Source organism: Pseudomonas kurunegalensis, assembly GCF_030291635.1.
GTDB classification, from domain to species: Bacteria; Pseudomonadota; Gammaproteobacteria; order Pseudomonadales; family Pseudomonadaceae; genus Aquipseudomonas; species Aquipseudomonas monteilii.
In genome coordinates this window covers 4920980-4938182 of record NZ_CP127871.1, presented here as the reverse complement: position 1 = coordinate 4938182, position 17203 = coordinate 4920980, and the positions used below count along the sequence as shown (strand labels likewise).

The following is a 17203-nucleotide window of genomic DNA, read 5'->3' as shown; positions in this document are numbered from 1 at the left end:
AGGTTCTCCGTCAGGTCAAAAAGGGGTTAGAAACTGCTCTGGATCTTCAGGCCGCCGACCAGGGCGCCATCGACCTGCGACACCCCGCCCGGGTGGCGGATGTACTGCAGGTTGGGGCGAACCGTGAGCCAGTCGGCCAAATGAATGCCGTAGTACAGCTCGGCGCTGTATTCGGTGTCCTGCACGGGCAGGAAGCCGGGGTTGTCGTAGTCATCGAGGCCGGCGGCCTGGTTGGCCAGGCGGGCGTTCTTGCGGTAGGCAGGGTTGACGTGCACGCGGGCCAGGGCGAAGCCGATGTCGTCCTTGGCGCGGGCGTCGAAAGGCCCTTTGTATACCAGTCCTGCCTGCACATAGTTGTCGATGGCATTGGTCTTCTTGTCATGCACCGTGGCGTTGGCGAACAGGCTCAGGCCACGCGACTGGTCGGAGGCCAGCGAAGTCACTTGCTGCTGGGCGCCGAGCCACATGCCGTGTTTGCTGGAACTGCTGCGGTAGGCGGCGCCGCTCAGGGCTGCCGGCTGGCCGTTGCTGTCCTTTAGAACATCCTGTGCCTTGGCATTACTGTAGTAGTAGCCGGCGCGATATTCCCCTTTCAGGCCATTCAGGCGCGGGCTCCACACCAGTTCCACTGGCATCACCGCGCCCTGGGTGCCGCTGCCGCTGAGCTTGAAGCCGTTGCCGGATTCAAGGTTGGAAGGGTTCTGCTCGAAGACGCCCACCTGCGCGTAAAGCTCGGGGGTAAGGTTGTAGCGCACGCGCAGGGCCCACTGGCTGACCGGCCAGTTGTACCAGATGCCGCCGACCCAGTTGCCCACCTGCGAGCCGCAGAAGGCCAGGTTCTGGAAGTCGCAGGGGAAGCTGTTGAAGTCCTCGCCTTCGCCGAAGCGGCCGAATTTCACGTCCAGCGCGCCGTCTAAGTACTTCTGCTTGATCCACATCTGGGTCAGCCGCCAGGTTTCGCCACGGCCCCAGACTTCCTGGGCCGAGGTGAAGCCGCCGACGCGTGGGTCGTTGATGCGGTCGTTGCTGATGTTGTCGCCGTGGCGTTCGGTGATGGTCAGCTGGAACTCGGTGTCATGCCAGCCCAGGATCTTTTCCAGGTCCAGGTGGCTGCCAAAGGTGAACTGGTCGCTGTAGCGCGCCGTGCGGTCGTGGTTGTAGCCACCGTGCAGGTTGCTGCCCATCTCGCCGGTGTAGCCGAGGGTGAAGTCGTAGCCTTTTTCCAGCAATTCGCTGCGGGTGCCGCCCCAGTCGCCGAGCATCCAGGGGGAGTCGTTGGCGAACATTTCGCTGGCACTGGCGGGTGTCGCCAAGGCACTGAGGGCAAGGCCGATGTAACAGGGTTTGGGCAGTTGAAACATGAGATAGCGCTATCTTTTGATTATTGAAAAAACGGCAAGCGCATCGAAGGGCGGGCCCTTCAATGGATATGGCGACAAGATGGTTTCGATGAAGCGTTTCAGCTTGCGGCGAGGAGGATATAGGGGAAGTTGTAAGAAAAAAAGACAAAATGTCGCAGGGCATTATTGTTTGTCTGGTAACAATGGCCTGTAGGGGGCGCAAAGCGCCCCCGCGATTTCAGAAGGTAGTACGCAGGCCGACTTCCACACTACGCCCCGGCGCCGGGGCAATATCGCGCAGAATAGAGCTGGCATAACGCACAGTCTGGTCGGTCAGGTTTTCACCGCGCACAAACGCCAGCCACTGGCTTTGGCCAACCTCGAATCGGTAGCCGACGCTCGCCCCCAGCGTGGTGTAGCCATCGGTGCTGGTTTCGTTGGCCGGCTTGCGGTGTTGCGATGCCGCATGTTGCACATCGACCCGTGCCTGCCAGCGGTCCAGTTCCCAGACCAGCCCGCTGTTCAGGCGCAGCGGGGCGATGCGTGGCAGCGGCTCGCCACTGTCGAGGTTCTTGGCCCGGGTGTAGTCGCCAGACAGTTCCAGCGCGAAGCTGCCGTAACGGTTCTCGGCCAGTTGCCAGCGGTCCTGGGCTTCGATGCCATAGAAGCGCGCACGCACGCCCTGGTACTGGTACTCCGGGAAGCCGTCGTGGTCATGATCGTGGTCATGGTCATCCTCGTCATGGTCGTGGTCATGCCCACCTTCGCGGGTGTTGCCGGTGCCGATCAATCCGATGTAGTTGCGGAAGTGGCTGTAGAACACCCCGACACTGCCCTTGTGCGTGCCATTGTCGAAGCGTAGTGCCAGGTCGGCGGAAATGGCCTTTTCCTTGTTCAGGCTGGCATCGCCAACTTCAAAGGCGCCAGTGGCCACGTGTGCGCCATTGGCATACAGCTCGTAGAAGGTCGGGGCGCGTTCGGTGTAGCCGAGGTTGGCGGCCAGCGACCAGATCGGGTCAAGCTGGTACACCGCACCTGACGACAGGCTGAAGGCGTTGAAGCTGCTGGCGCTGTCGGCATCGACGAAGTTTTCGTTGCCTTTGGCGTCGGGGTCTACCCGGGTGTGCTCCATGCGTGCACCCAGGCTCAGGTTCAGGCGCTCGGTGGCCTGCCACTGTTCGAGCATGAACAGCGCCAGGCTGTCGGTATCGGTGTGCGGGACAAAGGCTTCTTCGCCCAGGGCAGAGAACTCGTTGCGGCTGACTTGGGCGCCAATCACCCCTTCCACCGGCCCGAGCGGTTGGTGGCGGGCTTCGATGCGTGCTTCGTAGCCTTTGTTCTTGAAGGTGGTGTGCACCTCGCCTTCTTCAATCTCCCTGTGTTCGTAGTCGGTGTAGCCGGCATCGACCTTGACCGAACTGAACGGGCCGTCGAGGTCGCGCAGTTCGGAGGCGAAGGCGTAGTGGTCCTGCTTCATGTCCAGGCGCACGCCGGATTCGGCCACCGAGCCGTAGTTGCTGTCATAGCTGCTGTAGGACAGGCCAGCGTAGCCGTGATCCCAATGGTACGCGCCACCGACCGCACCGCCATCCTGGCGACCGTCGCTGTTTTCCAGGCGGTGCTTGCTGCCGGGCTCGTCAGCGTCACGTACCTTGGAACTGCGGGCGTAGCCGGGGATGCGCAGGTCGTTGAACTGGCGACTGTTGGCATCCAGGTGCAGGGCAAAGGCACCGTTACCGGCCTCCAGCTTACCGGCGCTGCTGCGGGTGGTGTCGGCGCCGCCGTAGCGCAGCTCACCGGCACCGTGAATGCCCTCGATGGGCGCATCCGGGATGCGGTTGTCGAAGGTGTTGACCACACCGCCGATGGCGTTACCGCCGTACAGCAGGGCGGCAGGGCCACGGACGATCTCGACGCGGTCGACGGTGACCGGGTCCAGCGGCACGGCGTGGTCATAGGACAGCGACGAGGCATCCAGCGCGCCGACGCCATTGCGCAGGATACGAATGCGGTCGCCGTCCAGGCCACGAATCACCGGGCGGCTGGCGCCTGGCCCGAACCAGGTGGAGGCGACACCGGGCTGTTTGTTCAGGGTTTCACCGAGGCTGCCGTGCTGTTGCTGCAACAGGTTGTCGCCTTCCAGCACGGTGCTGGGAGCGGCCAGCTGGCGATTGCCCAGCGGGTTGGCGGTGATGACCTGGGGTTCGAGTTCCACGGCCTGGCTGGGCGATGCAGCCAGCCAGAGCGCGACGGCAAGGGGGGAGAGGCGAAGCGGTGAGTACAGCATGGGGATGGGGCGTTCCTTGGCAGAGGCTTTTGTAATGTTACAACATAACATATCTATTTCAGCACAGAGGTTTTGCCTATGGCCAGCGGTTTTTCTGTCGAGTCGACTGATCCCACCCACCACTACACTCGTGTAAGGTGCGCATCTTTCCTACGGAGCACAGCATGAGCACGGCCCAACACAACGCGCTACACGGCAAGACCCTTGAGCAGATCCTTACCGAGCTGGTGACGCACTACCAATGGCAGGGCCTGGCCGAACGCATCGATGTGCGCTGCTTCAAGAGCAACCCGACCATCAAGTCGAGCCTGACCTTCTTGCGCAAAACACCGTGGGCGCGGGAAAAGGTCGAGCAGTTGTATGTGAAGCTGCAGCGCCAGGCCTGACATGCCACAGCGTCCTTGGCTGACCGGTATGGCTGTACTGGGCTGGTTCGGTCTGACTGTGCAGGTGTACCTGGTGCTGGTGGCGCGTTGGCAGGAACAGGCCAGCCTGATTGGCGGCCTGATCAACGTGTTCGGGTACTTCACCGTGCTGAGCAATACCTTGGTGGCGACGGTGCTCAGTTATGCGGCGTTCGGGCGGGAAGGGCGTGCCAAGCGTTTTTTCCTGTCTCCTTCGGTGAGTTCAGCCATTGCTGCCAGCATCCTGCTGGTTGCGTTGGCCTATAGCCTGTTGTTGCGCCATTTGTGGCAGCCGCAAGGCTGGCAGTGGCTGGCGGATGAACTGCTGCACGACGTGATGCCGGTGCTGTATGCCTTGTATTGGTGGTGCGAGGTGCGCAAGGGCACGTTGCGGCTATGGCACCTGGCGGTCTGGGCGATTTACCCGGCGGTGTACTTTGCCTATGCGCTGTGGCGGGGGAGCGAGATTGGCGTGTATGCCTACCCGTTCATCGATGTGTCGAGCCTGGGGTATGGGCAGGTGATGCTCAATGCCTTGGGGGTGCTGGCGGGCTTTTGGGGGATTGGTCTCGTTTTGCTGGGGCTGGATCGGTGGCGGGGGCTGCACAGACTTGCTTGACCTGCACTGGCCCTATCGCCGGCAAGCCAGCTCCCACAGGTGCCCACAACCTTCGGAGGCTGTGCAATACCTGTGGGAGCTGGCTTGCCGGCGATAGGGCCGGTAGAGCAACAAACAATCACTCGTCGTCCGCAGTCCCGTCAGCACGCCAGTAGGCCGCAGCCTTCAGCGCATCTTCCGGCACCCCTTTCTCCAGCAGCAGCGCCTTGGCCTGGCGGGTCAGGGCTTTTTCCAGCGCCACCCAGCCATACAACCGGCCTTGCGGCAAGGTCAGGTTCTTCACCAGTGCCAGCAAATCTTCCTGCTGGCGGCGTACCCAGATCACTTCGACCTGAGCCTTGCTCGGCAGTGGCTGGCGCTCCTGCTCATCTTCGATCTGGATCACCGCCAGCACCTGGCGGCCCGCTGGCAACTCTTCCAGCCGACGGCCAATTGCTGGAATGGCTGTTTCGTCACCAATCAGCAAATAGCTGTCGAAAATGTCCGGCACCACCATCGACGCCCGTGGCCCGGCGATATCCAGCGTTTGCCCCGGCGCGGCCTGCGCAGCCCAGGTGGAGGCAGGGCCGTCACCGTGCAGCACAAAGTCGATATCCAGTTCATTGGCCACCAGGTCGATACGCCGTGGTGTGTACTCGCGCATGGTCGGCCGTGCACCACCGTCACGCCCCAGATTACGGGCCTCGATGGCCTGCTGTTGTTCTGGCGTTTCGGCGAACAGCAGCTTGATATGGTCGTCGCTGCCCACGCTGGTGAAGCCTTGCAGCTCGGTACCACCCAGGGTGATGCGGCGCATGCGTGGGGTGAGGTCGGTGACCCGCAGTACCTGCAGGCGGCGTTGGCGGATCTCGTGGTTGACGCGGTGGATGGTGTCACTCATGGGGAGTCTCCCTGACAGGTTCGGCCGGCCCGGAGGCAATGGCCTTGGCGGTATGGTTGAGCAGGTCGCGAACCCGTTCGATTTCTTCCGGTGTCCAGCGGCCGCTGTGCATGTGCAGTGCGTGGCGCAGGTTGCCGACCGCTTCGTGAATTTCTGGCGGGCGGTCATGGCCGCGCAGGGCGCGTTTGCTGACTTCGATGCGCATACGCACGCCGTCCAGCGCGACAGCTTGCTCGGCCAGCGCATGGCGGCCGGCATCGGTGATGGCGTAGAGGCGTTTGCTGCCCTGTATCTGGCCGCTGATCAGCTCGGCTTCTTCAAGGAAGTTCAGCGTGGGGTAGATCACCCCGGGGCTTGGGCTGTAGCTGCCATCGAACAGGTTTTCGATCTGGCGGATCAGGTCGTAACCGTGGCCGGGCTGTTCGGCCAGCAGGTCGAGCATCAATAGCTTGAGGTCTCCGGGGGCGAAAACGCGTGGGCCGCGCTCGCCACGGCCAGGGCGCCGTTCGAAGGGATCATGGGGGGTGTGTTCGCGCATGGGGACAGGGCTCCGTCGTTTGCGATATATCGTAAGATATTACTCAAGATATATCTAAAGACAAGCCCTTAAATGCAGATGATTATCATCTAGTCATTCGATACGTTCCCTGCCGCTGGTGGTGTGTGCACGGCAACCTGCGGCGGTTTGCATTCATTCGGATTGCCTGGCTGCAGGTACGGCATGAGGATCGGGGCCATGCCCTTGAGCACCTGCACGGGCAGCGCCGAGGTGAATTTGAACGCCTCTGCCGAGCGCCCCGGGACGAAGGCGGTGAGGGTGCCGAAGTGGTTGTCGCCCAGGAAGAACACGAATGTGGCGGTACGGTTCAGCGAGCGCGAGCCAATCAGCCGACCGCCGGCGCCGAAGCTTTCGATGCGGTTGTCACCGGTACCGGTCTTGCCGCCCATCACCAATGGCGTGCCGTCCTGCAGCTTGAAGCTGCCGGAAATACGCCGCGCGGTACCTGCGTCTACCACTTGCGACATGGCGCCTTTCAGGGCGCGCGCGACTTCAACCGGCAGAATCCGCACGCCTCGGTCAGGGTCGGTGATCAGCTTGGTTTCGTAAGGTGTGTTGGCCGCAAAGTGCAGGGTATCGATACGCAAGGTTGGCAGGCGAACGCCGTCGTTCTGGATGATGCCGACCAGTTCGGAAAGGGCAGCAGGGCGGTCGCCCGAGCTGCCGATGGCAGTGGCCAGCGAAGGCACCAGGTGGTCGAATGGATAGCCCACGCGTTTCCAGCGTTGATGGATGTCGAGGAAGGCTTCGATCTCGACCATGGTGCGGATGCGGCTGTCGCGGGCGCCTTGGTGGCGGCTCTTGAACAACCAGCCGTACACCTCCTGGCGCTCGAAGCGGCTGGCGTTGACCATCTCGGTCAGGGTCGAGCTGGGGTTCTTCAGCAAGTAGCCGAGCAGCCACAGGTCCAGCGGGTGGACCTTGGCGATGTAGCCTTGGTCAGGCAGGTCGTACTTGCCTGGGCCGTAGGCGTCGTACATTTCCGACAGGCGACCGTCGGTCAGCTTGCCCAAGGCAATCTTGTCGCCCTTGAGGTGGGCACGGACGAAGGCATTGAAGGTTTCCTGGCCGGCTTCGGGGAACAGGTAGCGGTGCACCGCCGCCAGCCGCTGCGGCGTCACGCGCATGCTGTCGAGGAAGGTGTCCAGACGCTGCTGCGAGGTCTTGCGTTGGTATTTCTTCCAGAAGCGCATCAGGTAGTTGGTGCCTTCCTTGTCGGCGAAGCGGGCCAGGTATTCCTGGCGGCGCGGGTCGGCGTCGTCCTTTAGCAGCGGCACGCGGTTGTACGGCTGCTGGTAGGTCACGTAGCGCACCAGGTCGCGCATCAGGCGGATGAACGGCAGGTTGATCGATTCGCGCAGGGCATCTTTGAGCGTCGGGTTGCGGTTGTTGTCTTCCTTGCGGAAGTTGTTGAACACATGCATGCCGCCGCCGGTGAAGAAGGCTTCACCGGTGTTGGCGGAATACTTGCGCTCCAGCGCCGCATCGAGCATGGCATCCAGGCTCTGGTTCTTGCTGTTTTGTGCAAGCCACTCCAGCGACCACTGGGTAATGCGGTCGAGTTCGGCGACTTCGACCTTTTTCAACTCGGCGGCGGGTTTGCCCGCGTACTTGTCGTGCAGCTCCGCAATGATTTCCAGGTAGGTGGTCAGTACCCGCAGCTTGGCGGTCGAGCCCAGCTCCAGCTTGCTGCCTTCGTTGATGTCGAAAGGCTGGTTGGTGCTGTCGGTCTGCACACGCACCCGTGAGCCGTCGCCGGTGCGCTCGAACAGGGTAAAGCTGTAGCTCACCTGGTCGGTGGTCTTGCTGGTCAGCAGGCGCTCGCCGATCAGGCCGATCTGCGCCGCGAATTCGGGGTCGGCAAGGTTCTTCAGGTACTGGCTCACTTGCAACTGCAAATCTGCCTGCAAGGTGCTGGTGGCCGACAGGTCGAGGCGGTCGAGGTCGTACAAAGGGCGGTTGAGCATGGCGGCCAGGCGGTTGCGTGCCAGGCTGATGCCCTTGTTGGTCACAATCGGCACGATGGTCGGCTGCGCGACCCAGTCGCGGTAAACCGCCTTGCTGGCCAGCGCGGCGTCGGCCAAGGGCTGCTCGATCACCTTGTTGGCGGCCAGCACGCGGATGTGCGAATCGGTGAGTTCTGCCAGCTCGACGCGGCCCTTGGACAGGTAATGCGAGGGGCGGCGCTGGGCAATCATCAGTGACAGCACCTGGCGCAGGGCCAGGCCGCGTGCGGCCATGCTCTCGGGGGCGCTGGCGGTGGAAGTCAGGGCCTGGTTGACCTGGTCGAAGTCGGCGCCGTACCACACCCGTAGGCCTTCGGCCATGCCATGCACTTCACCATGCCCCGGTACAGCCGAGAGAGGCACGCTGTTGAGGTAGTCACGCACGATACGCTGACGAGCCTCAGTCGTGTCAGGGCCGCCTTGGTAGGCACGTACGCTGGCGGAAATCATCTGGCGGATTTTCTCGGCCCCCGAGACGGTCAGGCCGTCTGGGGAGTGACGGTATTTTTCCAGCTGCGTGGCCAAGGTACTGCCGCCAGCGGACTGGCCAGGCAAAGCCAGGTACTTGGCCACCTGGCTGTAGGCTGCCTTGGCAAAGCGTGGCCAGTCCACGGCCGGGTTGTTGCGCGGGTCCTGGGTGTCGAGCAGGTCGCGGTTTTCGATGAACAGCAGGCTGTTGACCATCACCGGCGGGATCGCTGCAAAGTCAGGGTACAGGTGCTGCGGGTAGTTGTACTGGTACAGCGTGTCGCCACGGCAGTCGGTGATCGACAGGCCGGCCTGGATTTTCTCGATGTAGGGCACGAACAGCCCGTGATCGACGTAGTTCATCAACGCTGGCGAGAACTTCACCTGCTCGCTGATCAGGTAGTCGCGCTTGAGCAGGCGTGGCAGGAATTCGCCCAACGCGCTGTAGCCCAGGCGTTTGTCGAACGGCCCTTCACCCGGGTACACGATGGCATCGCTGGGGCCTGGCTGCAGTGAATAGGTCAGCGTGCCGGCCAGTTTGCTGAATTCTCGCGATTGCAGCTCGGACGTGCGGAATTCGTCATACGCCGCAAAGCCGATGGCAACCAGCGCCACCAGCAGAATAAGGATGATCAGCCGCCACCATAGCCGACGCTGACGGGGTGACTTGGGTTGTGGCGTCTCGGCCGGAGGTATCTCGGGTGCTTCCGTTCTGGTTGGTTCCGATTGCCACAGTGCGCCCATAGTCTTCTATCCGGCCAGGTATTTTCGTCTTGCTTGTCTGAAGCTTAGACGTTGAGCGGGTGAGGTGAAAAATTTGTAGGAAGGGAAGAAAGGCGAGGTAGGGCTATGCGGCTTTGGTGTGGGTTTCTTCGTACCGGGATGTTGCTATGGTGCCCGGGCGATCGTGATGAGTGTGACGCGATCCCGGGGTTCTCGCCAAATTTCTGCACATATACAGTGAAAACCCCTACAACGCTCTTCCTATACTGCTCGCCCCCTTCGACCTGCCGGGCGCTCTATTCCGGCATACGGGCCGGCCCACAAGGCCAGCCTGGCAAGCCAACGCCACGCCTATCGGCATGGCCGGTGCTGCACGAAGGTCAAATCCAATAACAAAATGAGGTTGTATTGCTATGCCAGTCGGCAACCACCCTGCCCACGGCCCTGCCACTGAAGGCGGCCCGCTCAAGCGTGAACTGGGCGAACGGCACATCCGTCTGATGGCGCTGGGCGCCTGTATCGGTGTCGGTCTTTTCCTGGGTTCGGCCAAGGCCATCGAAATGGCCGGCCCTGCGATCATGCTGTCCTACATCATCGGCGGCCTGGCCATCCTTGTGATCATGCGCGCCCTTGGTGAAATGGCCGTGCACAACCCTGTCGCCGGCTCCTTCAGCCGTTATGCCCAGGACTACCTCGGCCCGCTGGCGGGCTTCCTCACCGGTTGGAACTACTGGTTCCTGTGGCTGGTGACTTGCGTTGCCGAAATTACCGCAGTGGCCATCTACATGGGCATCTGGTTCCCCGACGTACCGCGCTGGATCTGGGCCCTGGCGGCGCTGGGCAGCATGGGTGCGGTCAACCTGGTGGCGGTGAAGGCCTTCGGTGAATTCGAGTTCTGGTTCGCCCTGATCAAGATCGTCACCATCATCGCCATGGTCCTGGGCGGCATCGGCGTCATTGCCTTTGGTTTTGGCAATGACGGTGTGGCTATGGGCATTTCCAACCTGTGGAGCAACGGTGGCTTCATGCCCAATGGCGTGACCGGCGTGCTGATGTCGCTGCAGATGGTGATGTTCGCTTACCTGGGCGTGGAAATGATCGGCCTGACCGCCGGCGAAGCACGCAACCCGCAAAAGACCATCCCGCAGGCCATCGGCTCGGTGTTCTGGCGCATCCTGCTGTTCTACGTGGGCGCGTTGTTCGTGATCCTGTCGATCTACCCGTGGAACGAAATCGGCAGCCAGGGCAGCCCGTTCGTGATGACTTTCGAGCGCCTCGGTATCAAGACTGCGGCCGGCATCATCAACTTCGTGGTCATCACAGCGGCACTGTCGTCGTGCAACGGCGGCATCTTCAGCACCGGGCGCATGCTCTACAGCCTGGCGCAGAACGGCCAGGCCCCGGCGGCCTTCGCCCGCACTTCGAAGAATGGCGTACCGCGCAATGCGCTGCTGCTGTCGATCGGCGCGCTGTTGCTGGGTGTACTGGCCAACTATCTGGTGCCGGAAAAAGTCTTTGTCTGGGTCACCTCGATCGCTACCTTCGGCGCGATCTGGACCTGGGTGATGATTCTGCTCGCACAGCTCAAGTTCCGTGCAGGCCTTACCACTGCCGAGCGCAAGGCATTGAAGTACCGCATGTGGCTGTGGCCGCTGAGCTCCTACCTGGCGCTGGCGTTCCTGGTGCTGGTAGTTGGCTTGATGGCGTACTTCGAGGATACCCGCGTGGCCCTGTACATCGGCCCGGCGTTCCTGGTGCTGTTGACGGTGTTGTATTACGCGTTCCGCCTGGCGCCGAAAGAAGTGCAGGGTGTAGCAAATACCGCGTCCTGATCTGAAATAACCGGGGCCGCTGCGCGGCCCCGGGGCTCTCTCAGGCAGCTACTTCGCTGTGCGGCTCAAAACTGTCGGCTCGCGCCAGTTGCCACATGCGTGAATAGAACTGCCCGTTCACCTCGCCCGTCAGCAACTCCCCCGGCTTCAAGAACACATGCATCTGCGAGAACAGTTTGATCTCGGTGGCCGAGATGCGCCGCACCAGGTGCTTGGCCTCCAGCTGCGCAGGGTGCTCCAGGCCTGCCGCGGCAAGCATTTCAGCCAACGCGCGCAAGGTGTTGTGATGGAAGTTCAGCACCCGCTGGGCCTTGTCCGGCACCACCAGCGCACGCTGGCGTAGCGGGTCCTGTGTCGCCACGCCGGTCGGGCACTTGTTGGTGTGGCAGCTCTGCGACTGAATGCAACCGATGGCGAACATGAAGCCGCGTGCCGAGTTTGCCCAGTCAGCGCCGATCGCCAGTACGCTGGCGATGTCGAAGGCGCTGACAATCTTGCCGCTGGCCCCAAGCTTGATCTTGTCGCGCAAGTTAAGGCCCACCAGGGTGTTGTGCACGAACAGCAGCCCTTCGCGCAGCGGCACGCCGATATGGTCGGTGAATTCCACTGGCGCCGCGCCGGTGCCGCCTTCCTTGCCATCGACAACAATGAAGTCGGGCAGGATGCCGGTTTCCAGCATGGCTTTGGCAATACCCATGAACTCCCAAGGGTGGCCCAGGCAGAATTTGAAACCGACGGGTTTGCCACCGGACAATTCACGCAGCTGTGCGATGAACTGCATCATCTCGATTGGCGTAGAGAAAGCGCTGTGGCGCGACGGCGAAATGCAGTCCTCACCCATCAGCACGCCACGGGTCTCGGCGATTTCCTGGGTGACCTTGTGTTTGGGCAGGATGCCGCCATGGCCGGGTTTGGCGCCCTGGCTCATCTTGATCTCGATCATGCGCACCTGCGGGCTGCGCGCCTGGGCGGCGAAGCGTTCGGGGTCGAAGCGCCCGTCTGGCGTGCGGCAACCAAAGTAGCCACTGCCCAGTTCCCAGACCAGGTCGCCACCGTGCTCGCGGTGGTAAGGGCTGATGCTGCCCTCGCCGGTGTCATGGTGGAAATTACCCAGCTTGGCACCCTGGTTGAGGGCGCGGATGGCGTTGGCGCTGAGCGAGCCGAAGCTCATTGCCGAAATGTTGAAAATCGATGCCGAGTACGGCTGGCTGCACTGCGGCCCGCCGACAATGACGCGGAAGCTGGACGGGTCGGCCAGCGGCGCCGGGCGCATGGAGTGGCCGATGAACTCGAAGCCGGACTCGTACACATCGATCAGGGTGCCGAATGGCTTGTCCGAGGCTTCGTTCTTCGCCCGGGCATACACCAGCGAACGCTGGGCGCGGGAGAACGGCAAGGCGTCGCTGTCCGATTCCAGCAGGTATTGGCGGATTTCCGGGCGAATGGCTTCGACCAGGTAGCGGATGTTGCCCAGGATCGGGTAGTTGCGGCGCACCGCATGGCGTTGCTGCAGCAGGTCGAATACGCCGATCAGGCTGAGGATGCCAGTGGTCAGGGTGAATGGCCACAGCCATTCGTGGTGGGTGAAGGGCAGGCTCGCCAGGGTGAACAGCACACAGGCGGCGAAGAAGGCATAGCGACTGAGAAGTGACAGGCTCATACGGGGTCCTTGCGATGGCGCGGTCAGGCTCAGGGCCTGGGGGTAAACCCCGACCATAGCCAAGTTGCGGGGCGCTGCAAATTAAAATCGGGGTAGCGAAAATCATTCTCGAATCGAGGTTGTGAGCGCAGCCGTTACACATGCCCTGTGGGTGCAGCGGTCTTCTTGTGGGCGCTGGCCTTGTCAGGCCAATGAGCCCCATGGGATCCTCCCCGGCCATTGTTTCCAGCGAGCCCTCCCATGCCCAACATCATCCGCATCGCCGCTGCCCTGCTGATCGACCCCCAGGGCCGTACCCTGCTGGTGCGCAAGCGCGGCACCGAGGCTTTCATGCAGCCAGGTGGCAAGATCGATGCCGGTGAATCACCGGTGCAGGCGCTGGTGCGTGAACTGCATGAAGAGCTGGGGCTGAACATCAACGCGGACCAGGCCGTGCACCTGGGCCGGTTCAGTGCCCCGGCCGCGAACGAACCAGGTTTCGAGGTGCAAGCCGAACTGTTCCGTGTCGACAGCGCCGCGCCGGTAACGCCGGCTGCGGAGATCGAAGAGGTGGTGTGGCTGGCTGCCGATCAGGCACCAGCCCTGCCGCTGGCGCCTTTGACCCGCGACCTGATACTGCCGCTGTACCGCCAGGCAGTCAGCGCACCGCGCTGACGCCGTCGAGCGTGGCGAACGAGGTATCTTTGGCGGTCAACAGGAAGTCGCGCATGTACGGCGCATCGAGCATGTCGGTGCGTACGGCAGCATAAAGGGTGGCGAACAGGCCTTTTTCACCCAGGCGCTTGCCCTTTACATAGCCGCGTGAGCTGTACTCGTGCAGCGCCCAGTGCGGCATGCCGCAGACCCCACGGCCGCTGGCCACCAGTTGCATCATCATCACCGTCAGTTCCGACGTGCGCACGGCAGCCGGCTCGATGTCGGCCGGCTCCAGGAAACGGGTGAAGATGTCCAGGCGGTCGCGTTCCACCGGGTAGGTGATCAGCGTCTGGTCGAGCAAGTCTTGCGGCACGATGTAGGGCTTGCTGGCCAGCGCGTGCTGGTTGGCCACGGCCAGCATCGCTTCGTACGTGAACAGCGGCACATACGTGATACCTGCCAGGTCCACCGGGTCGGAGGTCACCACCAGGTCCAGGTCGCCGCGCGCCAGGGCCGGCAGCGGGGCGAAGGCAAAGCCGGAGGCCAGGTCCAGCTCCACTTCCGGCCAGGCATCGCGGAACTGGTCGATGGTCGGCATCAGCCACTGGAAGCAGCTGTGGCATTCGATGGCCATGTGCAGGCGCCCGGCGGTACCACCGGCCAGGCGCGCAATGTCGCGCTCGGCGCCGCGCAGCAGTGGCAGGGTGGCATCGGCCAGTTGCAGCAGGCGCAGCCCGGCACTGGTGAAGCGGATCGGCTTGGTCTTGCGCACGAACAGCGGCAGGCCCAGGCGTTCTTCCAGCTCCTTGAACTGATGCGACAGCGCCGACTGGGTCAGGTGCAGGCGCTCGGCGGCTTCCACCAGGCTGTCGGCTTCGCGCAGGGCATGAAGGGTTTTCAGGTGACGGATCTCCAGCACAGCTGACTCCGGGGTGTGGGATTGAAGAAACAGGGAATGAGTTGAGTTTCTCTCATGTTGCCGTGCCTGTCGACTGGACGTTCAGCCGCACCGCCTGGCGGGAGTCATGAAACTGTCACTGAACTGTGGCAGCGCGCCCGAACAGAATTCATCAGACTCGCGCTTTACTGGGGATCTGCATTCTGGTGTTTCTTTCATGCGGGCTTTTTGGCTTTTTCTTTTCTTCCTTTTCAGCGTACCTGCCAGCTTCGCCGAACAGCGTTGTGACGCCCACGTACCGGTGCAGCGCGCCGAGCTGGGCGCGGTCAGCCTGGTGTACCAGAGCGTGGGCGCGCCGCGTGATCCGGCCTTGCTACTGGTCATGGGCCTGGGCGGGCAACTGATCCACTGGCCGGACGATGTGGTCGAGGCATTGTGCCGCCAAGGTTTCAGGGTTATTCGCTACGACAACCGCGATGTCGGGCTGTCACGCTGGAACCAGGTGCCACCGTCGGCCAACCTGACGGTGGAGCTGCTGCGCTACAAGCTGGGCCTGCCAGTGGCGGCGCCTTATACGCTGACCGACATGGCAGACGATGGTTTACGCCTGATGGATGCCTTGGGGGTGCGCCAGTTTCATGTGCTGGGCGTGAGCATGGGCGGCATGATCGCGCAGCACCTGGCGGCCATGGCTCCCGAGCGCGTGCGCAGCCTGACGTTGGTCATGTCCAGTTCCGGGGCGGCGGGGTTGCCGGCGCCCGACCCGGCGCTGGTGCAGTTGCTGGCCCGGCGCAGCGCGCCCAACCGCGAGGTGGCCATCGAGCAGCAGGCAGACTTGTTGGCGGCGTTGGGCAGCCCTGAGGTGCGGGATGACCGCGCCGTGTTGCTGCACCAGGCAGCGGTGGCCTACGATCGGGCGTTCAACCCGGACGGGGCCAAGCGCCAGATCATGGCGATCCTGGCCGAGCCAAGCCGCGTCGAGCTATTGAACCAGTTGAGGGTGCCGACCCTGGTGGTGCACGGCACGGCTGACCCGTTGCTGCCGGTGATGCATGGTGTGCACCTGGCGGCGCATATACAAGGCAGCCAGCTGCGCTTGATACCAGGGCTGGCGCATCGCTTCCAGGAGCCGTTCAAGGCGCCGCTGCTGGGGGCTGTGTTGCCTTATCTGCAAGCGCATCGGCAGGATGTCACGCATATCGCAGGGCTCTGAAACCAGCACCGACATCAATCAGTGTATTCGCACCCACAAGGTCACCAGCACGGTCGCGGCCATCAGCCAGGCCACCGTGGCCAGTGCCAGCGATGCCTCCAGGCGCAGGCGGTCAACCAGTACATACAGGGTCGCCAGGTACACGAAGTACGGAATGATCGACCACATGCCGAACAGGATGGTGGTCTTCAGGTCGGCAATGCTGCGCCCCTTGCCAACAATGTAATGGGCAATCAGGGCAAAAGTGGGGAACAGCGGCACCAGCCCGGCGATGTAGTAGTTACGCGTCTTTGACAGCACCGCCAGCAGCAGTACCACGCCAGCGCCCAGGGCCGCTTTGAATACCAGGTCCACGTTGTTATTCCAGTTTGGGTTGAGGTCAGCCGAGGCCGTATTTCTTCACTTTGTCGAACAACGTGGTCTTGGCCATGCCCAGCTCCTGGCTGGCCTGGCTCAGGTTGCCCCCGGTGCGTTGCAGGGCGTCGCTGAGCAGGTTGCGTTCGAACGCCTCCACAGCCTCGGCAAAGCCCAAACCTTGGCTGGCGCCGCCGCTGGGGCCTTTCTTGAAGGCCGGCAGGCCAAGCGCATAGCGTTCGGCCACGTTGCGCAACTCGCGCACATTGCCCGGCCAATCGTGGGCCATCAGGCGCGACAAGGTCTGGCTGTCCAACGTCGGGGTTTCCCGGTCGAAGCGCAGGGCCGACTGCTGCAGGAAGTGCTCGAACAGTTGCAGGATGTCTTCGCGGCGCTCGCGCAGTGGCGGCAGTTCCAGGGTGACCACGTTCAGCCGGTAATACAGGTCGCTGCGGAACTGGCCGCTCTGGCCCAGGCTGTCGAGGTCGGCCTTGGTCGCGGCAATTACCCGGCAATCCACCGGGATGCTCTGGTTAGAGCCTAATCGTTCCAGGGTCCGTTCCTGCAGCACGCGCAGCAGCTTGATCTGCAGGTTGATCGGCATGCTCTCCACTTCATCGAGGAACAGTGTGCCGCCGTTGGCGTGCTCGATCTTGCCGATGCGGCGTTTGCCGGCGCCGGTGAAGGCGTTGGCCTCATGGCCAAAAATCTCGCTTTCGAACAGGTTTTCCGGCAGGCCGCCACAGTTCAGCGCCACGAACGGTTGGCTCTGGCGGCGGCTGAAGTCGTGCAGGCAGCGTGCGACCAGCTCCTTGCCGGTACCGGTTTCGCCTTCGATCAGCACGTTGGCTGAGGTATCGGCGACGTTGGCGATCAGTTCGCGCAAGTGCTCCATGGCGGGGGAGCGGCCAATGATGCGGCCCTCAAGGCTGCTCTGTTCGGCCAGTTGGCGGCGTAGGGCCACCACTTCTCGCGACAGCCCGCGTTGCTCCAGTGCGCGGCGCACCACATCGACCAGGCGCTCGGGGGAGAACGGTTTTTCCATGAAGTCGTAGGCGCCGTTACGCATGGCGCCGACGGCCATGTCGATATCGCCATGGCCGGTGATCAACACCACCGGCAGGCTGCGATCACGGGCCTTCAGGCGGTTGAGCAGTTCCAGGCCGTCAATGCCCGGCAGGCGGATGTCACTGACGACAATGCCGGCGAAATCGTCGCCGATGCGTTCCAGCGCCTGTTCGGCGCTGCCCACGCCTTCGCAGGCGATATCTTCCAGCGCCAGCGCCTGCTGGCAGCCGAGCAGCACATGCGGGTCGTCTTCGAC

The 17203-nt window shown here is 62.8% G+C and carries 14 protein-coding genes; 5 read left to right on the top strand and 9 right to left on the bottom strand.

The features are described from left to right. Positions 1-26 precede the first annotated feature (26 nt). Positions 27-1361: a carbohydrate porin gene (locus QQ992_RS22555; RefSeq protein ID WP_286111102.1), complete on the bottom strand. Its 1335-nt coding sequence runs from the start codon at positions 1359-1361 to the stop codon at positions 27-29. Positions 1362-1578: 217 nt separating this feature from the next. Next, positions 1579-3627, bottom strand: coding sequence for a TonB-dependent receptor (locus tag QQ992_RS22550; RefSeq protein WP_286111101.1), 2049 nt, complete (start codon positions 3625-3627; stop codon positions 1579-1581). 164 nt (positions 3628-3791) lie between these two features. Between QQ992_RS22550 and QQ992_RS22545 the strand changes: the two genes are divergently transcribed. Next, a complete protein-coding gene (locus QQ992_RS22545; protein WP_286111100.1) occupies positions 3792-4013 on the top strand; it encodes a VF530 family protein in 222 nt (73 codons plus the stop codon). Position 4014: 1 nt separating this feature from the next. Further along, a complete protein-coding gene (locus QQ992_RS22540; RefSeq protein ID WP_286111099.1) occupies positions 4015-4650 on the top strand; it encodes a Pr6Pr family membrane protein in 636 nt (211 codons plus the stop codon). A gap of 118 nt (positions 4651-4768) precedes the next feature. On the opposite strand, the gene QQ992_RS22535 is transcribed toward QQ992_RS22540, so the two are convergent. The 3 genes from QQ992_RS22535 to QQ992_RS22525 form a co-directional block, all read right to left on the bottom strand. Further along, entirely contained in the window at positions 4769-5530 is a 762-nt protein-coding gene (locus QQ992_RS22535; RefSeq protein ID WP_105945829.1) for a siderophore-interacting protein, read from the bottom strand. After that, positions 5523-6068: a PadR family transcriptional regulator gene (locus tag QQ992_RS22530; RefSeq protein WP_028698561.1), complete on the bottom strand. Its 546-nt coding sequence runs from the start codon at positions 6066-6068 to the stop codon at positions 5523-5525. The genes QQ992_RS22535 and QQ992_RS22530 overlap by 8 nt, the downstream gene beginning before the upstream one ends. Before the next feature lie 89 nt (positions 6069-6157). Then, positions 6158-9307 (bottom strand): transglycosylase domain-containing protein, encoded by a 3150-nt coding sequence (locus tag QQ992_RS22525; protein ID WP_286111098.1) that lies wholly within the window; start codon positions 9305-9307, stop codon positions 6158-6160. Between the two features lie 392 nt (positions 9308-9699). Here QQ992_RS22525 and QQ992_RS22520 point away from each other — a divergent pair, with 392 nt between their 5' ends. Continuing rightward, positions 9700-11118 (top strand): amino acid permease, encoded by a 1419-nt coding sequence (locus tag QQ992_RS22520; RefSeq protein WP_286111097.1) that lies wholly within the window; start codon positions 9700-9702, stop codon positions 11116-11118. 40 nt (positions 11119-11158) lie between these two features. On the opposite strand, the gene QQ992_RS22515 is transcribed toward QQ992_RS22520, so the two are convergent. After that, the gene (locus tag QQ992_RS22515) at positions 11159-12778 is read right to left on the bottom strand and encodes an FMN-binding glutamate synthase family protein (protein ID WP_016713720.1); all 1620 of its coding nucleotides are present in this window, start codon (positions 12776-12778) and stop codon (positions 11159-11161) included. 240 nt (positions 12779-13018) lie between these two features. Here QQ992_RS22515 and QQ992_RS22510 point away from each other — a divergent pair, with 240 nt between their 5' ends. After that, positions 13019-13432: an NUDIX hydrolase gene (locus QQ992_RS22510; RefSeq protein ID WP_274080748.1), complete on the top strand. Its 414-nt coding sequence runs from the start codon at positions 13019-13021 to the stop codon at positions 13430-13432. Here the strand turns inward: QQ992_RS22510 and metR are convergent. After that, complete coding sequence (gene metR, locus QQ992_RS22505; RefSeq protein ID WP_019097212.1) at positions 13416-14333, bottom strand: transcriptional regulator MetR; 918 nt, start codon at positions 14331-14333, stop codon at positions 13416-13418. The genes QQ992_RS22510 and metR overlap by 17 nt on opposite strands. 196 nt (positions 14334-14529) lie before the next feature. Between metR and QQ992_RS22500 the strand changes: the two genes are divergently transcribed. Then, entirely contained in the window at positions 14530-15525 is a 996-nt protein-coding gene (locus tag QQ992_RS22500) for an alpha/beta fold hydrolase (RefSeq protein WP_286111095.1), read from the top strand. An 18-nt stretch (positions 15526-15543) separates the two neighbouring features. Here the strand turns inward: QQ992_RS22500 and QQ992_RS22495 are convergent, their stop codons facing one another. Further along, complete coding sequence (locus tag QQ992_RS22495; RefSeq protein WP_286111094.1) at positions 15544-15879, bottom strand: GlpM family protein; 336 nt, start codon at positions 15877-15879, stop codon at positions 15544-15546. 25 nt (positions 15880-15904) lie between these two features. After that, positions 15905-17182, bottom strand: coding sequence for a two-component response regulator AauR (aauR, locus tag QQ992_RS22490; RefSeq protein ID WP_433963124.1), 1278 nt, complete (start codon positions 17180-17182; stop codon positions 15905-15907). Positions 17183-17203: the final 21 nt, after the last annotated feature.

Coding starts and splice junctions, on each gene's coding strand:
- QQ992_RS22540 (WP_286111099.1), top strand. CDS start 4,015: ATGCCACAGCGTCCTTGGCTGACCGGTATGGCTGTACTGGGCTGGTTC.
- QQ992_RS22545 (WP_286111100.1), top strand. CDS start 3,792: ATGAGCACGGCCCAACACAACGCGCTACACGGCAAGACCCTTGAGCAG.
- QQ992_RS22520 (WP_286111097.1), top strand. CDS start 9,700: ATGCCAGTCGGCAACCACCCTGCCCACGGCCCTGCCACTGAAGGCGGC.
- QQ992_RS22555 (WP_286111102.1), bottom strand. CDS start 1,361: ATGTTTCAACTGCCCAAACCCTGTTACATCGGCCTTGCCCTCAGTGCC.
- QQ992_RS22535 (WP_105945829.1), bottom strand. CDS start 5,530: ATGAGTGACACCATCCACCGCGTCAACCACGAGATCCGCCAACGCCGC.
- QQ992_RS22500 (WP_286111095.1), top strand. CDS start 14,530: ATGCGGGCTTTTTGGCTTTTTCTTTTCTTCCTTTTCAGCGTACCTGCC.
- QQ992_RS22510 (WP_274080748.1), top strand. CDS start 13,019: ATGCCCAACATCATCCGCATCGCCGCTGCCCTGCTGATCGACCCCCAG.
- QQ992_RS22515 (WP_016713720.1), bottom strand. CDS start 12,778: ATGAGCCTGTCACTTCTCAGTCGCTATGCCTTCTTCGCCGCCTGTGTG.
- QQ992_RS22530 (WP_028698561.1), bottom strand. CDS start 6,068: ATGCGCGAACACACCCCCCATGATCCCTTCGAACGGCGCCCTGGCCGT.
- QQ992_RS22550 (WP_286111101.1), bottom strand. CDS start 3,627: ATGCTGTACTCACCGCTTCGCCTCTCCCCCCTTGCCGTCGCGCTCTGG.
- QQ992_RS22525 (WP_286111098.1), bottom strand. CDS start 9,307: ATGGGCGCACTGTGGCAATCGGAACCAACCAGAACGGAAGCACCCGAG.